At 71.6% G+C, this 16044-nt stretch carries 15 protein-coding genes and 1 pseudogene; 5 read left to right on the top strand and 11 right to left on the bottom strand.

Annotated elements, in window-relative coordinates; translation table 11 throughout:
* A partial coding sequence (locus tag AC1DWJ_RS12480; RefSeq protein ID WP_477620916.1) for an HNH endonuclease signature motif containing protein occupies positions 1 to 1371 on the bottom strand: 1371 nt, incomplete at its 3' end.
* Positions 1372 to 1752: 381 nt separating this feature from the next.
* Here AC1DWJ_RS12480 and AC1DWJ_RS12475 point away from each other — a divergent pair.
* The 3 genes and pseudogenes from AC1DWJ_RS12475 to AC1DWJ_RS12465 all read left to right on the top strand — a co-directional run.
* Positions 1753 to 2082 (top strand): annotated as a pseudogene (locus AC1DWJ_RS12475) (RNA polymerase sigma factor); the annotation flags it as partial.
* Between the two features lie 315 nt (positions 2083 to 2397).
* Entirely contained in the window at positions 2398 to 2790 is a 393-nt protein-coding gene (locus tag AC1DWJ_RS12470; protein WP_477620923.1) for a hypothetical protein, read from the top strand.
* Positions 2791 to 3101: 311 nt separating this feature from the next.
* On the top strand, positions 3102 to 5078 hold the full coding sequence (locus AC1DWJ_RS12465; RefSeq protein ID WP_477620915.1) for a thioredoxin domain-containing protein: 1977 nt from the start codon (positions 3102 to 3104) through the stop codon (positions 5076 to 5078).
* On the opposite strand, the gene AC1DWJ_RS12460 is transcribed toward AC1DWJ_RS12465, so the two are convergent.
* The 7 genes from AC1DWJ_RS12460 to AC1DWJ_RS12430 form a co-directional block, all read right to left on the bottom strand.
* Positions 5056 to 5679 carry a histone deacetylase gene (locus tag AC1DWJ_RS12460; protein WP_477620914.1) on the bottom strand — a complete coding sequence of 208 codons (624 nt, stop codon included), beginning with the start codon at positions 5677 to 5679 and terminating at the stop codon, positions 5056 to 5058. The genes AC1DWJ_RS12465 and AC1DWJ_RS12460 overlap by 23 nt on opposite strands.
* 67 nt (positions 5680 to 5746) lie before the next feature.
* Positions 5747 to 6499 carry an FAD:protein FMN transferase gene (locus AC1DWJ_RS12455; protein ID WP_477620913.1) on the bottom strand — a complete coding sequence of 251 codons (753 nt, stop codon included), beginning with the start codon at positions 6497 to 6499 and terminating at the stop codon, positions 5747 to 5749.
* 32 nt (positions 6500 to 6531) lie between these two features.
* Positions 6532 to 7095 carry an FMN-binding protein gene (locus AC1DWJ_RS12450; RefSeq protein ID WP_477620912.1) on the bottom strand — a complete coding sequence of 188 codons (564 nt, stop codon included), beginning with the start codon at positions 7093 to 7095 and terminating at the stop codon, positions 6532 to 6534.
* An 8-nt stretch (positions 7096 to 7103) separates the two neighbouring features.
* Entirely contained in the window at positions 7104 to 8537 is a 1434-nt protein-coding gene (locus AC1DWJ_RS12445) for a ferredoxin reductase family protein (RefSeq protein WP_477620911.1), read from the bottom strand.
* A gap of 91 nt (positions 8538 to 8628) precedes the next feature.
* Positions 8629 to 9411 carry a TSUP family transporter gene (locus tag AC1DWJ_RS12440; RefSeq protein ID WP_477620910.1) on the bottom strand — a complete coding sequence of 261 codons (783 nt, stop codon included), beginning with the start codon at positions 9409 to 9411 and terminating at the stop codon, positions 8629 to 8631.
* Positions 9412 to 10182, bottom strand: coding sequence for an HAD family hydrolase (locus AC1DWJ_RS12435; RefSeq protein WP_457253272.1), 771 nt, complete (start codon positions 10180 to 10182; stop codon positions 9412 to 9414).
* A complete protein-coding gene (locus AC1DWJ_RS12430; protein WP_477620909.1) occupies positions 10182 to 11966 on the bottom strand; it encodes a proline--tRNA ligase in 1785 nt (594 codons plus the stop codon). The genes AC1DWJ_RS12435 and AC1DWJ_RS12430 overlap by 1 nt, the downstream gene beginning before the upstream one ends.
* A 184-nt stretch (positions 11967 to 12150) precedes the next feature.
* Here AC1DWJ_RS12430 and AC1DWJ_RS12425 point away from each other — a divergent pair, with 184 nt between their 5' ends.
* Positions 12151 to 12762, top strand: a complete 612-nt coding sequence (locus AC1DWJ_RS12425; protein WP_477620908.1) for a pyridoxamine 5'-phosphate oxidase family protein — start codon at positions 12151 to 12153, stop codon at positions 12760 to 12762.
* A 67-nt stretch (positions 12763 to 12829) separates the two neighbouring features.
* On the opposite strand, the gene AC1DWJ_RS12420 is transcribed toward AC1DWJ_RS12425, so the two are convergent.
* From AC1DWJ_RS12420 to AC1DWJ_RS12410, 3 genes are all read right to left on the bottom strand, one after another.
* Positions 12830 to 13231, bottom strand: coding sequence for a DoxX family protein (locus AC1DWJ_RS12420; RefSeq protein ID WP_457253275.1), 402 nt, complete (start codon positions 13229 to 13231; stop codon positions 12830 to 12832).
* Positions 13232 to 13322: 91 nt separating this feature from the next.
* Positions 13323 to 13562: a hypothetical protein gene (locus AC1DWJ_RS12415; protein WP_477620907.1), complete on the bottom strand. Its 240-nt coding sequence runs from the start codon at positions 13560 to 13562 to the stop codon at positions 13323 to 13325.
* A gap of 23 nt (positions 13563 to 13585) precedes the next feature.
* Positions 13586 to 14431 carry a GNAT family N-acetyltransferase gene (locus AC1DWJ_RS12410; protein ID WP_457253278.1) on the bottom strand — a complete coding sequence of 282 codons (846 nt, stop codon included), beginning with the start codon at positions 14429 to 14431 and terminating at the stop codon, positions 13586 to 13588.
* 217 nt (positions 14432 to 14648) lie between these two features.
* On the opposite strand from AC1DWJ_RS12410, the gene AC1DWJ_RS12405 reads away from it, so the two are divergent.
* Positions 14649 to 16037 (top strand): esterase-like activity of phytase family protein, encoded by a 1389-nt coding sequence (locus tag AC1DWJ_RS12405; protein ID WP_477620906.1) that lies wholly within the window; start codon positions 14649 to 14651, stop codon positions 16035 to 16037.
* Positions 16038 to 16044: the final 7 nt, after the last annotated feature.

The raw sequence follows: 16044 nt of genomic DNA, 5'->3' as shown, positions 1-16044 counted from the left end.
CTTGAACCCGTGGTGGGTGGCGCACAGGGTCTGCAGGTTGGTGACGGTGGTCGGCCCGTCGGGATGTCGGACCACGTGGTCGAGCTGGCAGCGTCTGGCGGCGGTGGCGCAGCCGGGGAACCGGCAGGTGCCGTCCCGGGATCGGACGGCTCGCGCGGTGGCGGCGCCGGGGCGGTAGGTGCGCGGGTCCTGCCAGCGGGTCGCGCCGGTGACCGAGTCGCTGCGGGCGAGCCGGACGGTGACGTCGGGATCGGACAGGAGGGCGACGACGTCGGCGGGAAGCAGCGAGCCGAGCAGCGGCACCTCGGTGTGCGAGGACACGAACCACAGGSYGTCGTCGTGGTCGTGCAGGACCCCGTCRTCRAGCTCGTCGCACCCACCCGGGTCGACGTACCCGGCGTCCGGCTCGGGGTCCCATTCATCGCCAGGCTGGGTGAGGCAGTCGATGGACACGCCAGCGCCGGGCCCGGTGCCACCTCCGGTGCCACCCCGCGTGCCGGCCTGCGTGCCGCCGTGGGTGCCGGCCTGGGTGTCGATCGGGGCGACGATCGGGGCGACGAGCTCGATGGTGGTGCTGATCGTGGCGTTGGCGGCGATCAGGTCGGCCAGGGCGTCGACCCGCAGCGCCCCGATCCGCTGGCCGGGTCGGGCGCGGGCGTACTCGGCCGCCAGCCCGTCCACCGCGTGCCAGACACGCATCGCGACCGGAGTCGGCAGGTCGGCCACCAACCGGGTCATGCCGGTGCACTCCCCGGGCCGGACCCGCACGTCAGCACGCGCCCGGGCCAGCTCGGCCAGGTGGGCGGCGTCGTCCGGGGCGCACCGGTCGGCCGCGCGCCGGGCCCGGCGCCGCAACGCCGCGCAGGAGGTGTGGGTGATGCCGCCCTCCAGGACCCGGGCCTCGAACTCGTGCAACCGCGCCACCGGCGCCGCACCGGACTCCGCCACGACCGCGTCGACCCGGTAGGGCTCCAGGTCACCCGACCACGCCAGGGCCTGGACCTGCGGCAGCGCGCACACCACCCGGCGGGCGTGGTCGATCCGGGTCGACATGGTCCGCGGCGACACGTGCAGCAGCGCCGCGAGCGACCCCGCCGCGACCGCATGACCGGACAGCCGCTGACGCCGGCCACCGGACGCGACCGCSTCGGCCGCGTCGAGCTCGCTGCGCTCGTCGCACCGCCTCGCCACGGTCTCCATCGCCGAACGCTGCCGCGCCATCGCCGCGCTCACCACCCGCTGCGACGCCAGCACCAGCGCCTCGGCCGCCTCGACGGGCAGCTCGGCGATCTCGTCGTCGGTGAGGGTGAACAGCGCACCGGCAAGGACCGCCGGGTCGGTCACCTGCACGCCCTTCACGCTCTCGAACATGTCTCCCATCGTAGAGACCACCACTGACAGCCGAAGGTCACCCATGGGGAAAACGGTTGGGACGAAAGGGGATTGCGAGCCACGTCGGCAAGCACTGCCGGGACAACAGCCGCACCTCCAGACCCCGCCACCAGACCGCCCGGGGCTCCCCGCAGGCGGCCGCCAGGACCACGGGCTACCCCGAATCTCCTCGATCGCGCGCCGGCCGCTGGGCGCGGCACCTACCCTTGCCATGTGCCCAGCGTCCAGGTCGCCGAGGAGCTCAACGACCGCCCCCGACAGACCCTCGGATACCAGACACCACCACCCACGAGCACTGGCCGAGGTGTTGCGTTGACCGCCTGAACCCACACCGATGAGCGTGCCGTTCGCAGATCCTCCATGAGACCGTCCCGTCGTGACCATGCCGTCATGTCTCTAGCCTTTGGGCGGAGCCGGTCGTGGGTGGAACCTTTCGGTCCGTTCGGGGGTGTTACTGGTGTGAGCGAGTCGCCGAGTCCCGGCAGTGACGCTGTGCGCGCCATCTATGAGCTGTCCTACTCACGCCTCGTCGGGGTTGTCAGCGTTGCTGCCGGGGGTCGCGCAGAGGCTGAGGAATGCGTCCAAGAAGCGTTCATCCGCCTGCTGCGCGAGTGGCCAGCCGTGTCCCAGTTCGACAGCCCCGAGGCCTGGACGCGGAAGGTTGCCTTTCGACTGCTGTCGCACCGACACCGCAAGGCCCGAAACGGGGTCAAGGCTCTCCTACGCATGGGCCCACCCAGCTCGGCACCCGCACCTACCGGTGACGCCTTGGACATCCAACGCGCACTGGCGAGTCTTCCGCTGGGCCAGCGCCAGGTGGTCGTCCTGCTGCGAAGCCGCCGCAGGCGGGACCACCGAACCCACCTCATCGCCGGAAACCTGATGCTGCTGGCCGTTGCAGGAGTCGCCGTGACGGCAGCGCTCCACGGCCCTGCGCGCTCCACCACGGACACGGCCACACCGCCGTCCGGTCACGAGGCGACGACCAGCACATCGTCACCATCGGTGACCGCTCGCCTGACGCTGTCCGCCACGACCTTGCGGGCGGGCGAGTCACTGTCCGGGCAGATCACCGTCGAGAACAACACCGGCCAACCCATCCGTGTGGCGGGGTGCGGATCGATCTACGCGGTCTCCCTCGTCGGTGGCGACCACCAGGGGCCCCCGATTCTTCACGGTTGCTTGCAGTACTTCACGATCCCGGTCGGCCACAGCACGTACCCGGTGGGAGTCCTCGCGGCATACGACACCTGCTCGAGCAGCACGAATCAGCCCCGCCCCTGTCCAGACGCCGGGGGCCTGCCGCCGCTTCCCTACGGCGAGTACGCGGCGACTGCGTTCGCTGGGGACGACGGCGCCCCGCTGCCGACACCCGTCGTCGTGACCGTAATGCCCTAGGCACCTTGCGCGATCCCATGCTTCTGGTCCGGATGACCACGCCCACGAGTGGCCGAGAGTTCAGCCCGCCCAGACCCGCAGGCCACAGTCGATGGCTGAAGTCCGGGTCCAACAGCGCGGCTCAGACTCCCAGCCATCCGGGCGACGTCCCGTCTTGCGGGGCCCGACGACGTCGACCGAGCGATGCCCCCACGCACTTCACCCGAAGCGGGGGCATTGCTGCTCCCCATCGAGAGCTTGGCCCACCGTGCCGGGGGGGGCAGGAGTCCAGCATTCGCCGTCTCGGGGACCGGTGAGCGAGAGTGGGACGCATGCCGAACCGCCTGGCCGAGTCCACCTCGCCCTACCTCCTCCAGCACCGCGACAACCCCGTCGACTGGCAGGAGTGGGGGCCGGAGGCGTTCGCCGAGGCCCGCGAGCGTGACGTGCCCGTCCTGTTGAGCGTCGGGTATGCCGCGTGCCACTGGTGCCACGTGATGGCGCACGAGTCGTTCGAGGACGAGGACGTGGCGCGGGCGCTCAACGCGGACTTCGTCGCGGTCAAGGTGGACCGCGAGGAGCGACCTGACATCGACGCGGTCTACATGGCGGCGACGACCGCGCTGACCGGGCACGGCGGCTGGCCGATGACCTGCCTCCTGACGCCGGAGGGCGACCCGTTCTTCGCGGGCACCTACTTCCCCAAGGGACAGTTCCTCCAGCTCCTCGCGGGGGCGAAGGACGCCTGGACCACCCAGCGGGACCGCGTCCTCGACAGCGGCGCGCACATCGCCGCTCGGCTGCGTGAGCTCTCCGCACCCGTCACGGGCCACCCCCTCGACGCAGCCGCTCTCGATGCCGCCGCGACCCAGCTGCGCGGCCAGTTCGACCACGGCGCAGCGGGATTCGGCGGAGCGCCGAAGTTCCCTCCGTCGATGGTGCTCGAGTTCCTGCTCCGCCACCATGCCCGGACCGGCTCGGCGGACGCCCTCGCGATGGCCGCCAGCACCTGCAAGGCGATGGCACGCGGCGGCATCTACGACCAGCTCGGTGGCGGCTTCGCTCGCTACTCGGTGGACGCCCGCTGGGTGGTGCCCCACTTCGAGAAGATGCTCTACGACAACGCCCAGCTGCTGCGGGTCTTCACCCACCTGCACCGCGCGACGGGCGACCCGCTGGCCCGGCGGGTCGCGCTCGAGACCGCCGAGTTCCTCCTGCGCGACCTCCGCACCCCCGAGGGTGGGTTCGCCTCGGCGCTGGACGCCGACACCGACGGGGTCGAGGGACTGACCTACGCGTGGACCCCGGCGCAGCTGGTCGAGGTGCTCGGCGAGGACGACGGCCGCCGCGCTGCGGCACTGCTCTCGGTCACCGACCAGGGCACCTTCGAGCACGGGTCGTCCACCCTCCAGCTGCTCACCGACCCTGACGACGAGGGCTGGTGGGCCGCAACGCGGGACCGGCTGCTCGAGGCGCGGCTGCTGCGACCCCAACCCGGGTGCGACGACAAGGTCGTCACGTCCTGGAACGGTTTGGCGATCGCGGCGCTGGCCGACACGGGGACGCTGCTCGACCGCCCCGACCTGGTCGAGGCCGCCACGCGCTGCGCCGAGTGCGTCGTCGGCACGCACGTGGTCGACGGCCGCCTGCGTCGCACGTCGCGCGCTGGGTCCGTGGGCACCGCGAACGCGGTGGCCGACGACTACGGCAACCTCGCCGAAGGGCTCCTCGCGCTCCACCAGGCCACCGGTGACCAGCGCTGGCTCGCGGCCGCAGGCGACCTGCTGGCCACCGCCGTCGAGCGGTTCGGGGCGGACGACGGCGGCTTCCACGACACCAGCGACGACGCCGAAGCGCTGTTCACCCGTCCCCGCAGTGCGGCCGACAACGCCGAGCCGTCTGGCCAGTCGGCCCTGGCGGGCGCGCTGCTCACCTGCTCGGCCCTCACCGGCGACCCGTCGATGCGCGAGCGGGCCGAGTCCGCCCTCGCCGCGTCAGGTCAGCTCGCGGCCCGCGACCCGCGGTTCGGCGGCTGGGCGCTGGCGGTGGCCGAGGCGGCAGTGGCCGGACCGCTCCAGGTCGCATTGGTCGGGACCGGTCCCGAGGCAGATGCCCTCGTGGCGGCCGTTCGACGGTCAGACTCCCCCGGCCTGGTCCTGGTGCACGGCGAGCCCGACGCCGCTGGCATCCCGCTGCTGGCCCAGCGGCCCCTGGTCGGTGGCCACGCGGCGGCATACGTTTGTCGTGGGTTCGTCTGCGACGCACCGGTGACGGACGTCGTCGCGCTCACCGCTGCGCTGAGTCGCTGACCAGGTCGGCGATGCGGGGCCGGTCCCACTCCGGGCCGATGCCGGGTCGTCCGAGGAGGTAGTCGGCGATCTCCGGGTCGGAGAGGTCGTGGGTCTCGCGCAGACCTGTCACCAACGTAGCGAGATAGGCGGAAGTCGGTGAGTTCCGTTGCAGGACAGGCGGATCGGGTGCGGTAAAGGTGAGGACCGGCAGGCCTTCGAGCTCCCCCACGAGGTGCAGCGCCTCATAGTGGCCGGGGCCCAGGTGGTGCCGCGAGTGCGTGAGGACGTGGGTGAGGTCGAGGTCCTCCCCCGGCAGCTCGCGCCGCTCCTGGGCAGCCACGTCGGCGAACTGCTGCTCGCTCACGAGGTAGGCCCGGGCCAGCGTCGGGCCCGGCGAGTCCGCGTCGTAGAACGCGATGCCCCCGCCCCAGGTCGGTGACGTCCACGCGAAGAACATCTCTCCGGGCAGGGTCAGCGCGCGGTCGTCCTCGGGCTGGGTGCTGTCGCGCGCCCCCGGGTAGGTGCGGCTCGCCCCTTCCGGCCGACCTCCGTCGAGGTAGTGCAGGAAGCGGTCCCGCGACAGGTTGCTGCCGTAGCTCGCGTACCAGACCTGCGCCACAGGACCACTGTCCCAGACCACCAGCAGGGTCAGGTCAGCAGCCGCGCCTGAGGAACCTCGCAGGGGGTCAGAGCACGAGCGAGCGGTATGCCGGGTCGGCACCTTCCAGCGTCGCGGCGCCTGCGGCCGGGTCCACGAAGAGGGCCGTCGCCCACACGTCGGCCCACAGCAGGGTCGGGCCCCAGACCGTGGCCGAACCGGCACGACCGATGGGCGTGCCCGTGCGGGGGTCGACCACGTGCGCGCCACGAGCCGCGGCTCCGGACGTGGCCAGCCCACCGGCCCGGAGCGGGATGGTCGCGGCCACCGCCCCCGGCACCCGCGGGTCCTCGACCCCGATGCGCCAGGTGCTCGGGACGGCGTCTCGACCCGCCCCGGCCAGCAGGTCCCCTCCGGCGTTGACGCACCAGGAGATGCCGGGGACGTGGCGCAGGTGCAGGGCCGCGCGCTCGACCGCCCAGCCCTTCACCAGCCCCGTGGGGTCGTGGTGGGCGCCGTCGAAGGAGGCGCTGAAGAGGCCACCGGTGCGGCGCTCGGCGTCCACACACAGCTGCTCGACCTCGGCCAACCAGGGGTGGACCTGCGCGGCGGACACGTCGCCGCGGCGCAGCCGCATCAGCTCGCTGTCCGGCCGCCAGGCGCTGAACACCGCGTCGGCCCGGTGCAGGACACCCCAGACCTGCTCGACCGCCGTCCCCACCTCGGGCCGGTCGACCTCGCCGCGGACGTGGACCGACACCGGCAGGCCCATCACCTGTTCGACGAAGGCCCGGCGGGGTGCACTGTCGGACGAGCCCGGCTGGACGGTCGACCGCGTCACGGGGCCGGTACCTGCGCGAGTGGTCACGGCACTCACAGGTGGGCCTGGTCGATCGCGGACTGCAGCGAGGAGAGGTATCCCTCGGAGGTCACGGTCGCCCCCGAGACCATGTCGATGGAGGCGCTCTGTGCAGAGACCGCCTCCTGGTTGAGCACCGGGAGGGCGACGGAGTTGATCTGCTCGTCCTCGTGGTTGCCGTTGGGGTAGACGATCGCCTCCGACGCGGTGATCTTGCCGGCCACGACGGTGATCCGCACCTGCACCGGCCCCCAACGGGTCTGCACGGTGTCGCCGTCATAGGTCTTGCTCGCAGTGCTCCCCGAGGTCGTGGCGGAGCCGCTCGTCCCCGAGTCAGTGCTGCTCGAGCCGGAGGTGCCGGAGCCGGTCGTCCCGGAGTCCGTGGTCCCGGAGCCCGTGGTCCCGGAGCCCGTGGTCCCGGAGTCGGTCGTCCCGGAGCCGGTGCCGGCCGCGGCGGGGGCCTGCACCGAGGTGCCGGCGGCCACCGCCGTCCCGGCACCGCCGGTCGACGTGTGGTAGCTGAACAACAGCACGAGGGTGGTCAGGGTGGACAGCGCCCACAAGGTGATGCGTCGCATGGAGGCTCCTAGTACTCGAACCGCTCGAGGTGGACATGGGTGGGCGGGACACCGCAGGCGAGGGCGGCCTGCCGGGCGGCGTCCATCCAGCCGGGGGCGCCGCAGAGGTAGACGTCGCGCTCGGCGACGTCCGGCACCAGCTGCGCGAGGGCCTCGGCGTCGCTGAGGTGGGCGGCAGAGGCCGGCAGCCAGGTGTCCCGACCGGGGACGCGGGGACCCTCGACGGTGACGTAGCGCGCTCCGCGGCGGCTGGCGAGGTCGACCAGCTCCTGCCCGAGGACGAGCTGGTCACGGGTGCTGGCGCGGTGGACGACCACCACGTCACCGGGGTCCTGGTCGAGGTCCTCCAGGAGGGCGCGGATCGGCGTGATCCCGATCCCCGCACCCATCAGGAGCACCTTCTGCCGGGTCCGGACCCCTGCGTGGAGACGCCCGTAGGGGCCTTCGACGAGCACCCGGGTGCCGGGTCGCAGGTCGGTGAGCCGACGGGTCCCGTCGCCGACGTGGGCCGCAGTCACCCTGAGGTGCCTCCCGTCAGGGGCGGCCGAGAGCGAGTAGGGGTTGGCCCGCGTCCAGCCCGGTCCGTCGACGAACCGCCACTGGAAGAACTGGCCGGCAGCCGGTCGGAGCGCAGCCACACCGGGCCCGCCGACGACCACCGAGGTGACCCCGGGCGCCTCCTGGTGGACGGCGACGACCCGCAGCGGCGAGCGCAGCGAGCGCACCAGCGGCACCCCGATCCGGAACCCGAGCACGGACGCGGCACACGCGGCATACAGGCTCCACCAGAAGACGGTCGAGGCGGTGGAGGCGAGGAACTCCTGACCGGTCCACAGCTGGTGCGGCAGCGCGAGCCCCGCGCCCAGGTAGCCGTAGAGGTGGATGAGGTGCCACGACTCGTAGCGCAGCCGGCGACGCGCCGTGCGCACCGAGGTCACCACCACGAGGCAGAGCGCCACCGTGCCCGCCACCGCCAGCAGCATGCCGGGGTAGTTGAGGACGAAGTCGACGATCGTGCCCCACAGGCCCAGCGTGGACGCCGCGGCATACCCGAGGGTGATCAGGACGATGTGCGCCCAGAGCAGGTTGAACGAGGTGAAGCCGACGAGGCGGTGGGTGCGGGCGAGCTCGTCCTGGCCCCAGGCCTGCTCGAACCACGGGATGCGCGCCATGAGGAACACCTGGACGAGCAGCAGCGCCGACGCGATGAGCCCCGTGAGGCGGCCGACGGACGTGAGCGCTCCCGAGAGCGAGCCGAGGTCCTGGACCCCGCCGTGGGCGACCCACAGGGCGGTGACCCACAGGAGCACCAGCCAGAACGCCGCGACCGACGCGTCGCGCCACCAGCGCGGGACGAGTCGTGGGGTGCTGCCCCGACGGGGGTGCGACGCGGGCTGGGAGGCCGCGGTCACCGCGGCTGGAGGCAGGTCGATCGTGGTCACAGGAAGACTGTGCGGTCGCAGTCTGGGTGTTTGCTGTGGACCAGCCATGACTGGCCGCTGAACCTCGGCAACCCGCCGTCCGCGGGTCTGCTCAGCGCCAGATGCCGAGCACCGAGCCGCCGATCCTGACGATGAAGGCCACCAGGACGAGCACGAAGACCACGCGCACGAACCTGCTTCCCCGGGCCACCGCCGTGCGGGCGCCGGCATAGCCGCCCGCGATGTTGGCCACCGCCATGACGAGCCCGATCTGCCACATCACGTGGCCACCCGGCACGAACACGGTGAGGGCCCCGAGGTTGGTGGCGAAGTTGGCGATCTTCGCCTTGGCGCTGGCCTCGAGGAAGGCGTAGCCCATCAGCCCGACCAGCGCGAAGACGAGGAACGACCCGGTGCCGGGACCGAGCGCTCCGTCGTAGACACCGATGACGAAACCGGTCAGCATCGCCACCACGGTGTGTCGGTGGCCGTCGAACCGCAGCGCCGTCTCGACGCCCAACGAGGGCTTGGCCACCGTGTAGGCACCCACGACGACGAGCATGCCGAGGATGATCGGGTTGAACGCCGACTTGGGGATGTGCAGGCCGATCAGTGCGCCACCAACCGCCCCGACATAGGCCACGGCGGCCATTGGAAGCGCAGTGCGCAGGTCGGGACGGACCCTGCGCCAGTAGGTGATCGAGCTGGTCGTGGTGCCGAAGATGGAGGCGATCTTGTTGGTGGCGAGCAGCTGGGCGGGGCTCGCCCCCGGGAAGCCGAGCAGCAGAGCCGGGAGCTGCACCAGTCCCCCGCCACCGACGACGGCGTCGACCCACCCCGCCCCGAAGCCCGCGAGGGCCATGAGGAGGAGCGTGGTCAGGTCGAGGTCGGGCACCTACCTGCCCAACCAGCCGTCGACGATCCCGAGGATGTCGAGCAGCTCGTGGGCCTGTGCGTCGGGGGTGACCTCGACCGGCACCACCTGCGACGCGGGAAGGTCACTGTGGGGCACCCAGATCGCCCGCATGCCGACCTGCTGGGGGCCGTGGACGTCCTCGTACAGCCGGTCGCCGACGTAGGCCGCCTCGGCCGGCTGGACCCCGACCGCCGTGCACGCTGCGAGGAACGCTTCCGGGTGGGGCTTCACGACGTGGATCTCGGAGGAGTAGACGTCGCCGTCGACGAGGTCGAGCACGCCATCGCGCTGGAACACCTCGCGGTGGTATTCACGGCTCCAGATGGTGTTGGACAGCACGCCGATCTTGAGCCCGCGGTCGTGCAGTCCTTCCCAGAGCGGGCGCACCTGCGGGTCGGTGTGGGTGTGCGGCTCCCAGAACCTCCGGTATGCCGCGAGCGCCAGCAGGTGCCGGTCGTGGTCCGCGTCGACCCCGGCGTCCGCGAGGATCGCCTCGATCGAGGCGCTCTCGTGGGTCTGGCGACCGCGCGACCAGGCCCGCTCCTCGGCGGCGTGGATCCGCACCGCCAGCGAGTCGGCCTCGGCCAGGTCCTCGGGTGACATGGCCGGGTCCTCGACCGGAAGACCGTGCACCTCACGGGCGAAGACCCGCCACTGCTGCGGGAGGTCGACGTCGTGCCACGGGGTGAGCGTGCCGCCCCAGTCGAAGATGACCGCCCGGAGTGGGGCCGTCGAGGGTGCGGCCCCCATCAGGACGCGCTGCCGCGGACCTCGCGGATGACCTCGGTGACGACGTCGTCAGCCGAGACCTCGCGGCGTTCGCCGGTGGCGCGGTCCTTGATCTCGACGATCCCCTGCTCGAGCGACTTGCCGACCACCACGATGGTGGGCACCCCGATCAGCTCGGAGTCCTTGAACTTCACGCCGGGGCTGACCTTCTGGCGGTCGTCGTAGAGGACGGAGAGCCCGGCCGCCTCGAGGCCGCGGGTGATCTCCTCCGACTTCGTGAAGACCTCGGGGTCGCGGGTGACGTCCTTGCCGGTGGCAACCACGTGCACGTCGACCGGGCTGATCTCGCGCGGCCAGCGCAGGCCGAGCTCGTCGTGGTTGCCCTCGGCGACGCAGGCGACCGCACGGGAGACCCCGACACCGTAGGAGCCCATGATCACGGTCTGGAGCTTGCCGAACTGGTCGAGCACCTTGAGGTCGAGCGCCTCCGCGTACTTGGTGCCGAGCTGGAAGATGTGTCCCATCTCGATCCCGCGGGCCGACTCGAGCCCGTGGCCGCAGCTGGGGCAGGCGTCGCCGGGGCGCACGTCCGCGGCCTCGATGGTGCCGTCGGCGGTGAAGTCACGACCCGCGACGAGGTCGACCACGTGCTTGCCGGCCTCGTTCGCGCCGGTGACCCAGCGGGTGCCCTCGACGACCCGGGGGTCGAGGAGGTAGCGGACCTTCGACGGGGACTCGGAACCGAGGGCCTTCGGACCGATGTAGCCCTTGACCAGCGCGGGGTTCGCCGCGAAGTCCTTCTCCTCGAAGGCCTCCACGGCGGCGGGCTCGACCTGCGCGCCGAGGCGCTTCTCGTCGATCTCCCGGTCGCCGGGCACGCCGATCGCCAGCGGCTCGCGCGTGCCGTCCGGGTGCACCAGGACGACGAGCACGTTCTTGAGCGTGTCCCCCGCCGCCCAGGGCCGGTCCTCCCGCGGGAAGTGCGCGTTGAGGTGGGCCACCAGGGTGTCGATGGTGGGGGTGTCCGGAGTGGACTCCGCGTGGGCAGCCGGCACGTCGGCATACGGGAGGGCGTCGGGGACCGGGACGCGCACGGCCTCGACGTTCGCCGCGTAGCCGCAGTTGGGGCAGTGGACGTAGGTGTCCTCGCCGTTCTCGGCGGTGGCGAGGAACTCCTCGGACTTGCTGCCGCCCATCGCGCCGGCCATGGCCTGGACGATGACGTAGTGGAAGCCGAGCCGGTCGAAGATGCGGATGTAGGCGTCGCGGTGCAGCTGGTAGGCCTTGTCGAGCCCGGCGGGGTCGATGTCGAAGGAGTAGGAGTCCTTCATGACGAACTCACGACCACGCAGCACCCCGGCCCGCGGACGCGCCTCGTCGCGGTACTTGGTCTGGATCTGGTAGATCGCGAGGGGCAGGTCCTTGTAGGACGAGAACATGTCCTTCACCGCGAGGGTGAACATCTCCTCGTGGGTCGGCCCGAGCAGGTAGTCGGCGCCCTTGCGGTCCTTCAGGCGGAAGATGTTGTTGCCGTACTCGGTCCAGCGACCGCTGGCCTCGAAGGGCTCCTTGGGCAGCAGCGCCGGGAAGAGCAGCTCCTGGGCGCCGATCTCGTCCATCTCCTCGCGCACGATCGTCTCGACCTTGCGCAGCACCCGCAGACCGAGCGGCAGCCAGGTGTAGATGCCGGGGCTGACCCGCCGGATGTAGCCGGCGCGGACGAGCAACCGGTGGCTCGGCACCTCGGCATCGGCCGGGTCCTCGCGAAGGGTTCGCAGGAACAGGGTCGACATGCGCAGGGCCACGTGGCACTCCTCGGTTGGCGGACAACCCCCAGAGGATATCCGCCGGTATGCCGAGGGCTCACCACGGTTTCCCCGCGCGCCTGCTCCCGCCCGCCCCGTCGCGGCGTGTGCGCGCCCCGTCGCGTCGGGTGCACGAGCCCGCGCCGGACCGCGGACTGGCGACCACGACTGCGAGAATGTGGCCATGACCCGCATCGAGACCGTCGACCAGCTGGTCGACCTGCTCGGGGAGCCGCTCCCCCGCGTCCGCGACAAGGCCCGGCCGGCGCTGCACGAGCTCGACCGCGACTGGCTGGCGGCTTCGCCGTTCTGCCTGGTCGCGACCTCGGACGCGCAGGGCCGGTGCGACGTCTCGCCGAAGGGCGACCCGGCCGGCTTCGTGCGGGTGCTGGACGACACGACCATCGCGCTCCCCGAGCGGCTGGGCAACAAACGGGCCGACGGCTACCAGAACATCCTCGCCAACCCGCACGTCGGACTGCTGTTCGTCATCCCCGGGCGCGGCGACACCCTGCGGATCAACGGCCGCGCCCACCTGGTGTCCGACGCGCCGTGGTTCGACGAGATGGTGGTCAAGGGCCACCGTCCGGTGCTGGCGCTGGTCGTCGAGATCGACGAGGTGTTCGGGCACTGCGCCAAGGCGTTCATGCGCAGCAAGCTGTGGCACCCCGAGACGTGGGACCCGATGGCGGTGGGATCGCGACCAGAGATCGCGAAGGCCCTCGATCGACCGGAGGACTCCATCGAGGAGCTCGAGCGCTACTACGGTGAGCAGTACTCGACGGGGCTGTACTGACGCGCTGCCAGGTGCCCTGCCAAGGGCACTGCTGGCCGCAATCCCGACGGCACTCCTCGCTGCACCGCTAGCTGCGCCCGGCGGCCTTGAGCGCCGTGCGGATCAATGGCAGCTGGAGCGGGAGCCTGGCCAGCGTCCCGGCGAAGGCGGCCTGCGCCGACGGCGTGCCCCTGCGCTGTGCCCGCTTGCCGTAGTTGGCGCTCATCTGGACGTTGCCCGGCAGGATGGCGACGAGGAGGGCGGCACTGGCCCACCCGGCATACCGACGGGTGCGGGGGTGCAGCAGCCCCGCCGCGCAGGCGAGCTCGGCGACTCCGGACGCGTAGATCAGCTCACGGCGACGCGGGAGGGAGTGCGGCACCAGCGGCTCGAAGACCTCGGGCTTGACCAGGTGGGTCGTCCCGGAGGTGATGAACAGCCCGGCGAGGCCGATGATGTCCTTGGTCAGGGGCGCGACGGTGCGGGGCATGTCGCCATCCTGTCAGCCGGCCCGATGGGCCGGTCAGCCGGCGCTGTGGCGATCGGGCGGCACGGTGGCGGTCAGTCGGCGCAGTGGGCGGTCAGTCGGCGCGGTGCTCGCGGAGGTACGCCCACCTGGCCCGCACCGCGAAGGCGGACGCGATCCCGCCCACGACGAGCAGCACGACGCCGACCCACAACCACGTGCGGCCGGCCGGGTCACGGCCCGGGACCGCGACGACGAAGACCCCGAACGCGAACAGGGACAACGTCATCCAGACGAGGGCGTTACCTGCGGCCGGGGTGTCTGGCCTCGGCTCGGACTCCAGTGTCGGATCCATCAGCTGACGCTGTTCACGGGCAGTCAGAGCAGCACGGTCGAGAACGTGCCGACGTCCTCGAACCCGACCCTGGCGTACGTCGCCCGGGCGCTCTCGTTGAAGTCGTTGACGTACAACGTGACCCAGCGCGCCCGGGTCTCCATGACCTGCTCCACCACCGACGCCATCAACGGCACGGCAAGCCCGCGGCCGCGCAGGTGCGGCGCGAGCCACACCCCTTGCAGCTGGGCACAGCCCAGGGCGACCGACCCCACGTCGGCCTTGAAGATCACGGCGCCGTCCTCGATCGCCACGAACGTGTGGCCGCGGTCGATGAGCGCCAGGAGGGCGGAGCGGTATGCCGCGCCCGAACCGGTGTAGGGCGGGTAGCCGATCTCGCCCTCGAACATGTGCGCGGCGGCCGGCATGACGAGGTCGACCTCGGCCTCGGTGGCGGGGCGGACCCGGGGGTCGAGCTCGAGCCCGAGGGCTGACGGCCGGTCCATGGTGCTCATGAGCGGCTGTCGCGCGCGCACGGCCCGGGCGGGACCCCAGGCCGGCTCGAGGTGTCGCCACAGCTCGCTCACCTGGTCGGAGGGCCCGAGCACGGACGCGCAGTGGCGACGCCACCGCCGCACCCGGTCGGCGAAGAAGCTGATGGTCTCGTCGTCGGCCTCGACCGGCACGAGGTTGGCGCTCGACCAGCACAGGGACTGCAGCGTGCCGCCGACCTTGTGACCGAGCACCGTGCCGGGCTGGGTGCTGAGGACGCCCTCCAGGAGGCGCGCGGCGACGAAGACGTTCGCGGGGAGGTTTTGCGCGCACACCTCCAACGCGGCGTCGCGGTCCGAGGGCGACAGCGCGTGGACCGGGTTACGGGTGCGCAGCACCCCGTCAGCCTAGGCGGTGAGGTGGCTCTTCCGCCGCCCATCCCCAGAGGTCGTCCTGCGGTCCACAGGCTGTAGCCGGGAGAGCCACACTGTCGGACCCACGGGCGGACGACGTACCTGGGTCAAGAACGAGACCGTCGAGGAGCCGCAGCCCAGTGCGGACCAACGAGCCACCACCGCTCGCGCGAGAACCACGACGCCCACACAGGAGACCATCATGACCACTACCGAACGGGCCCTGGCAGCCTTTCCCCCCATCCGCCGCGATGCACGGACCCGTGCCGTGTGGACGCGAGCCGGCTGGACGCGCACCACGGGTCGTGCAGCAGCGGCGGCGCTCTTCGCCACCGCGCTCGCCTCATCGCCCAGCAGCGCCACCCCGGGCACCGATGCCCCGGATGCCGCCCCCGACGCATCCACCACGGCCGCACAGTCGCGGCTCATCGGACGTTCGTCCCTCCCGGCGGAGACATATCGACCGGGTTCCGCGCAGTCTGGCTACTTCCAGACCGGGACGACTGCCGTTCCTCGGCCCTACCCTGCCCAACCAGTGCAGGGGTTCTCGGCGACGCACCGCAACGCCGATGGCAGCTACCTCGTCATGACAGACAACGGGTACGGGCAGAAGGGCAACAGCCAGGACTTCGAGCTCGTCGTGAACCGCATCCGACCCGACACCGCGTCGGGAACGACGGCCTACCTCGGCCTGCAGTTCGTCCTCAGCGATCCCGATCACCACGTCGACTGGACGATCTGGCGGGACGGGGGCTGCGCAGCGGCCACCGTCCTACCGGCTGGCTACACGTGCCCTCCCCGGGACCGGGTGCTGACCGGCTGGGACCTCGACCCGGAGTCGATGCAGGTCGCGCCGGACGGGACCTTCTGGTTCGGTGACGAGTTCGGGCCGTTCCTGCTCCACGCGGACGCCCGAGGTCGGCTGCTGGAGTCCCCCATCCCGACGCCTGGCGTGAAGGCGCCGCAGAACCCGAGCCTCGCGGCAGGCGGGGAGCCCAACCTCGCGTCGTCCCGAGGGTTCGAGGGGATGGCGATCTCGCCCAACGGCCAGCGGCTGTATCCGATGCTCGAGGGGTCCCTCGCCGAGGACAAGGCTGCCGGGCTCGCCTCCGACCTTCGCATCTTCGAGGTCAAGGTGAACCAGGACCTCGAGGCACAGTTCACCGGCACCTACTGGCGCTACCGCCTCGAGAGCCCCGGTGACTCGATCGGTGACGCGATCGCCATCGACGACCACCAGCTCCTGGTGGTCGAACGCGATGCCGGGGCAGGCCCGAACGCGCACTTCAAGGCAGTCTTCACCGTGGACCTCAAGGACCGGGACCACGACGGGTATGCCGACAAGCAGCTCCTCGTGAACCTCCTGGCCGTCCCGGATCCTGCCAACGTCGGCAAGCTCGGGGCATTCTTCCCGTTCTCCTTCGAGACCATCGAGGACCTGGCTGTCATCGACGACCACACGATCGCCGTCATGAACGACAACAACTTCCCCAACACCGGTGGCCGGTCGGCCGTCCTGCCCGACCCGAACGAGTACATCGAAGTCGCCCTGGACCAACCGCTGGGTGTCGACCCGCGGCTGCTCCGATAGCGCTGAC

This window comes from Pedococcus sp. P2_D7 (assembly GCF_056404295.1).
This window is presented reverse-complemented; position numbering and strand designations above follow the sequence as displayed.

Bases quoted from the DNA above. Each gene is read 5' to 3' on its own strand.
- AC1DWJ_RS12420 (WP_457253275.1), bottom strand. From the start codon at position 13,231: ATGCCCCGCACCGTCGCGCCCCTGACCAAGGACATCATCGGCCTCGCC.
- AC1DWJ_RS12435 (WP_457253272.1), bottom strand. From the start codon at position 10,182: ATGGGGGCCGCACCCTCGACGGCCCCACTCCGGGCGGTCATCTTCGAC.
- AC1DWJ_RS12415 (WP_477620907.1), bottom strand. From the start codon at position 13,562: ATGGATCCGACACTGGAGTCCGAGCCGAGGCCAGACACCCCGGCCGCA.
- AC1DWJ_RS12450 (WP_477620912.1), bottom strand. From the start codon at position 7,095: ATGCGACGCATCACCTTGTGGGCGCTGTCCACCCTGACCACCCTCGTG.
- AC1DWJ_RS12465 (WP_477620915.1), top strand. From the start codon at position 3,102: ATGCCGAACCGCCTGGCCGAGTCCACCTCGCCCTACCTCCTCCAGCAC.
- AC1DWJ_RS12425 (WP_477620908.1), top strand. From the start codon at position 12,151: ATGACCCGCATCGAGACCGTCGACCAGCTGGTCGACCTGCTCGGGGAG.
- AC1DWJ_RS12405 (WP_477620906.1), top strand. From the start codon at position 14,649: ATGACCACTACCGAACGGGCCCTGGCAGCCTTTCCCCCCATCCGCCGC.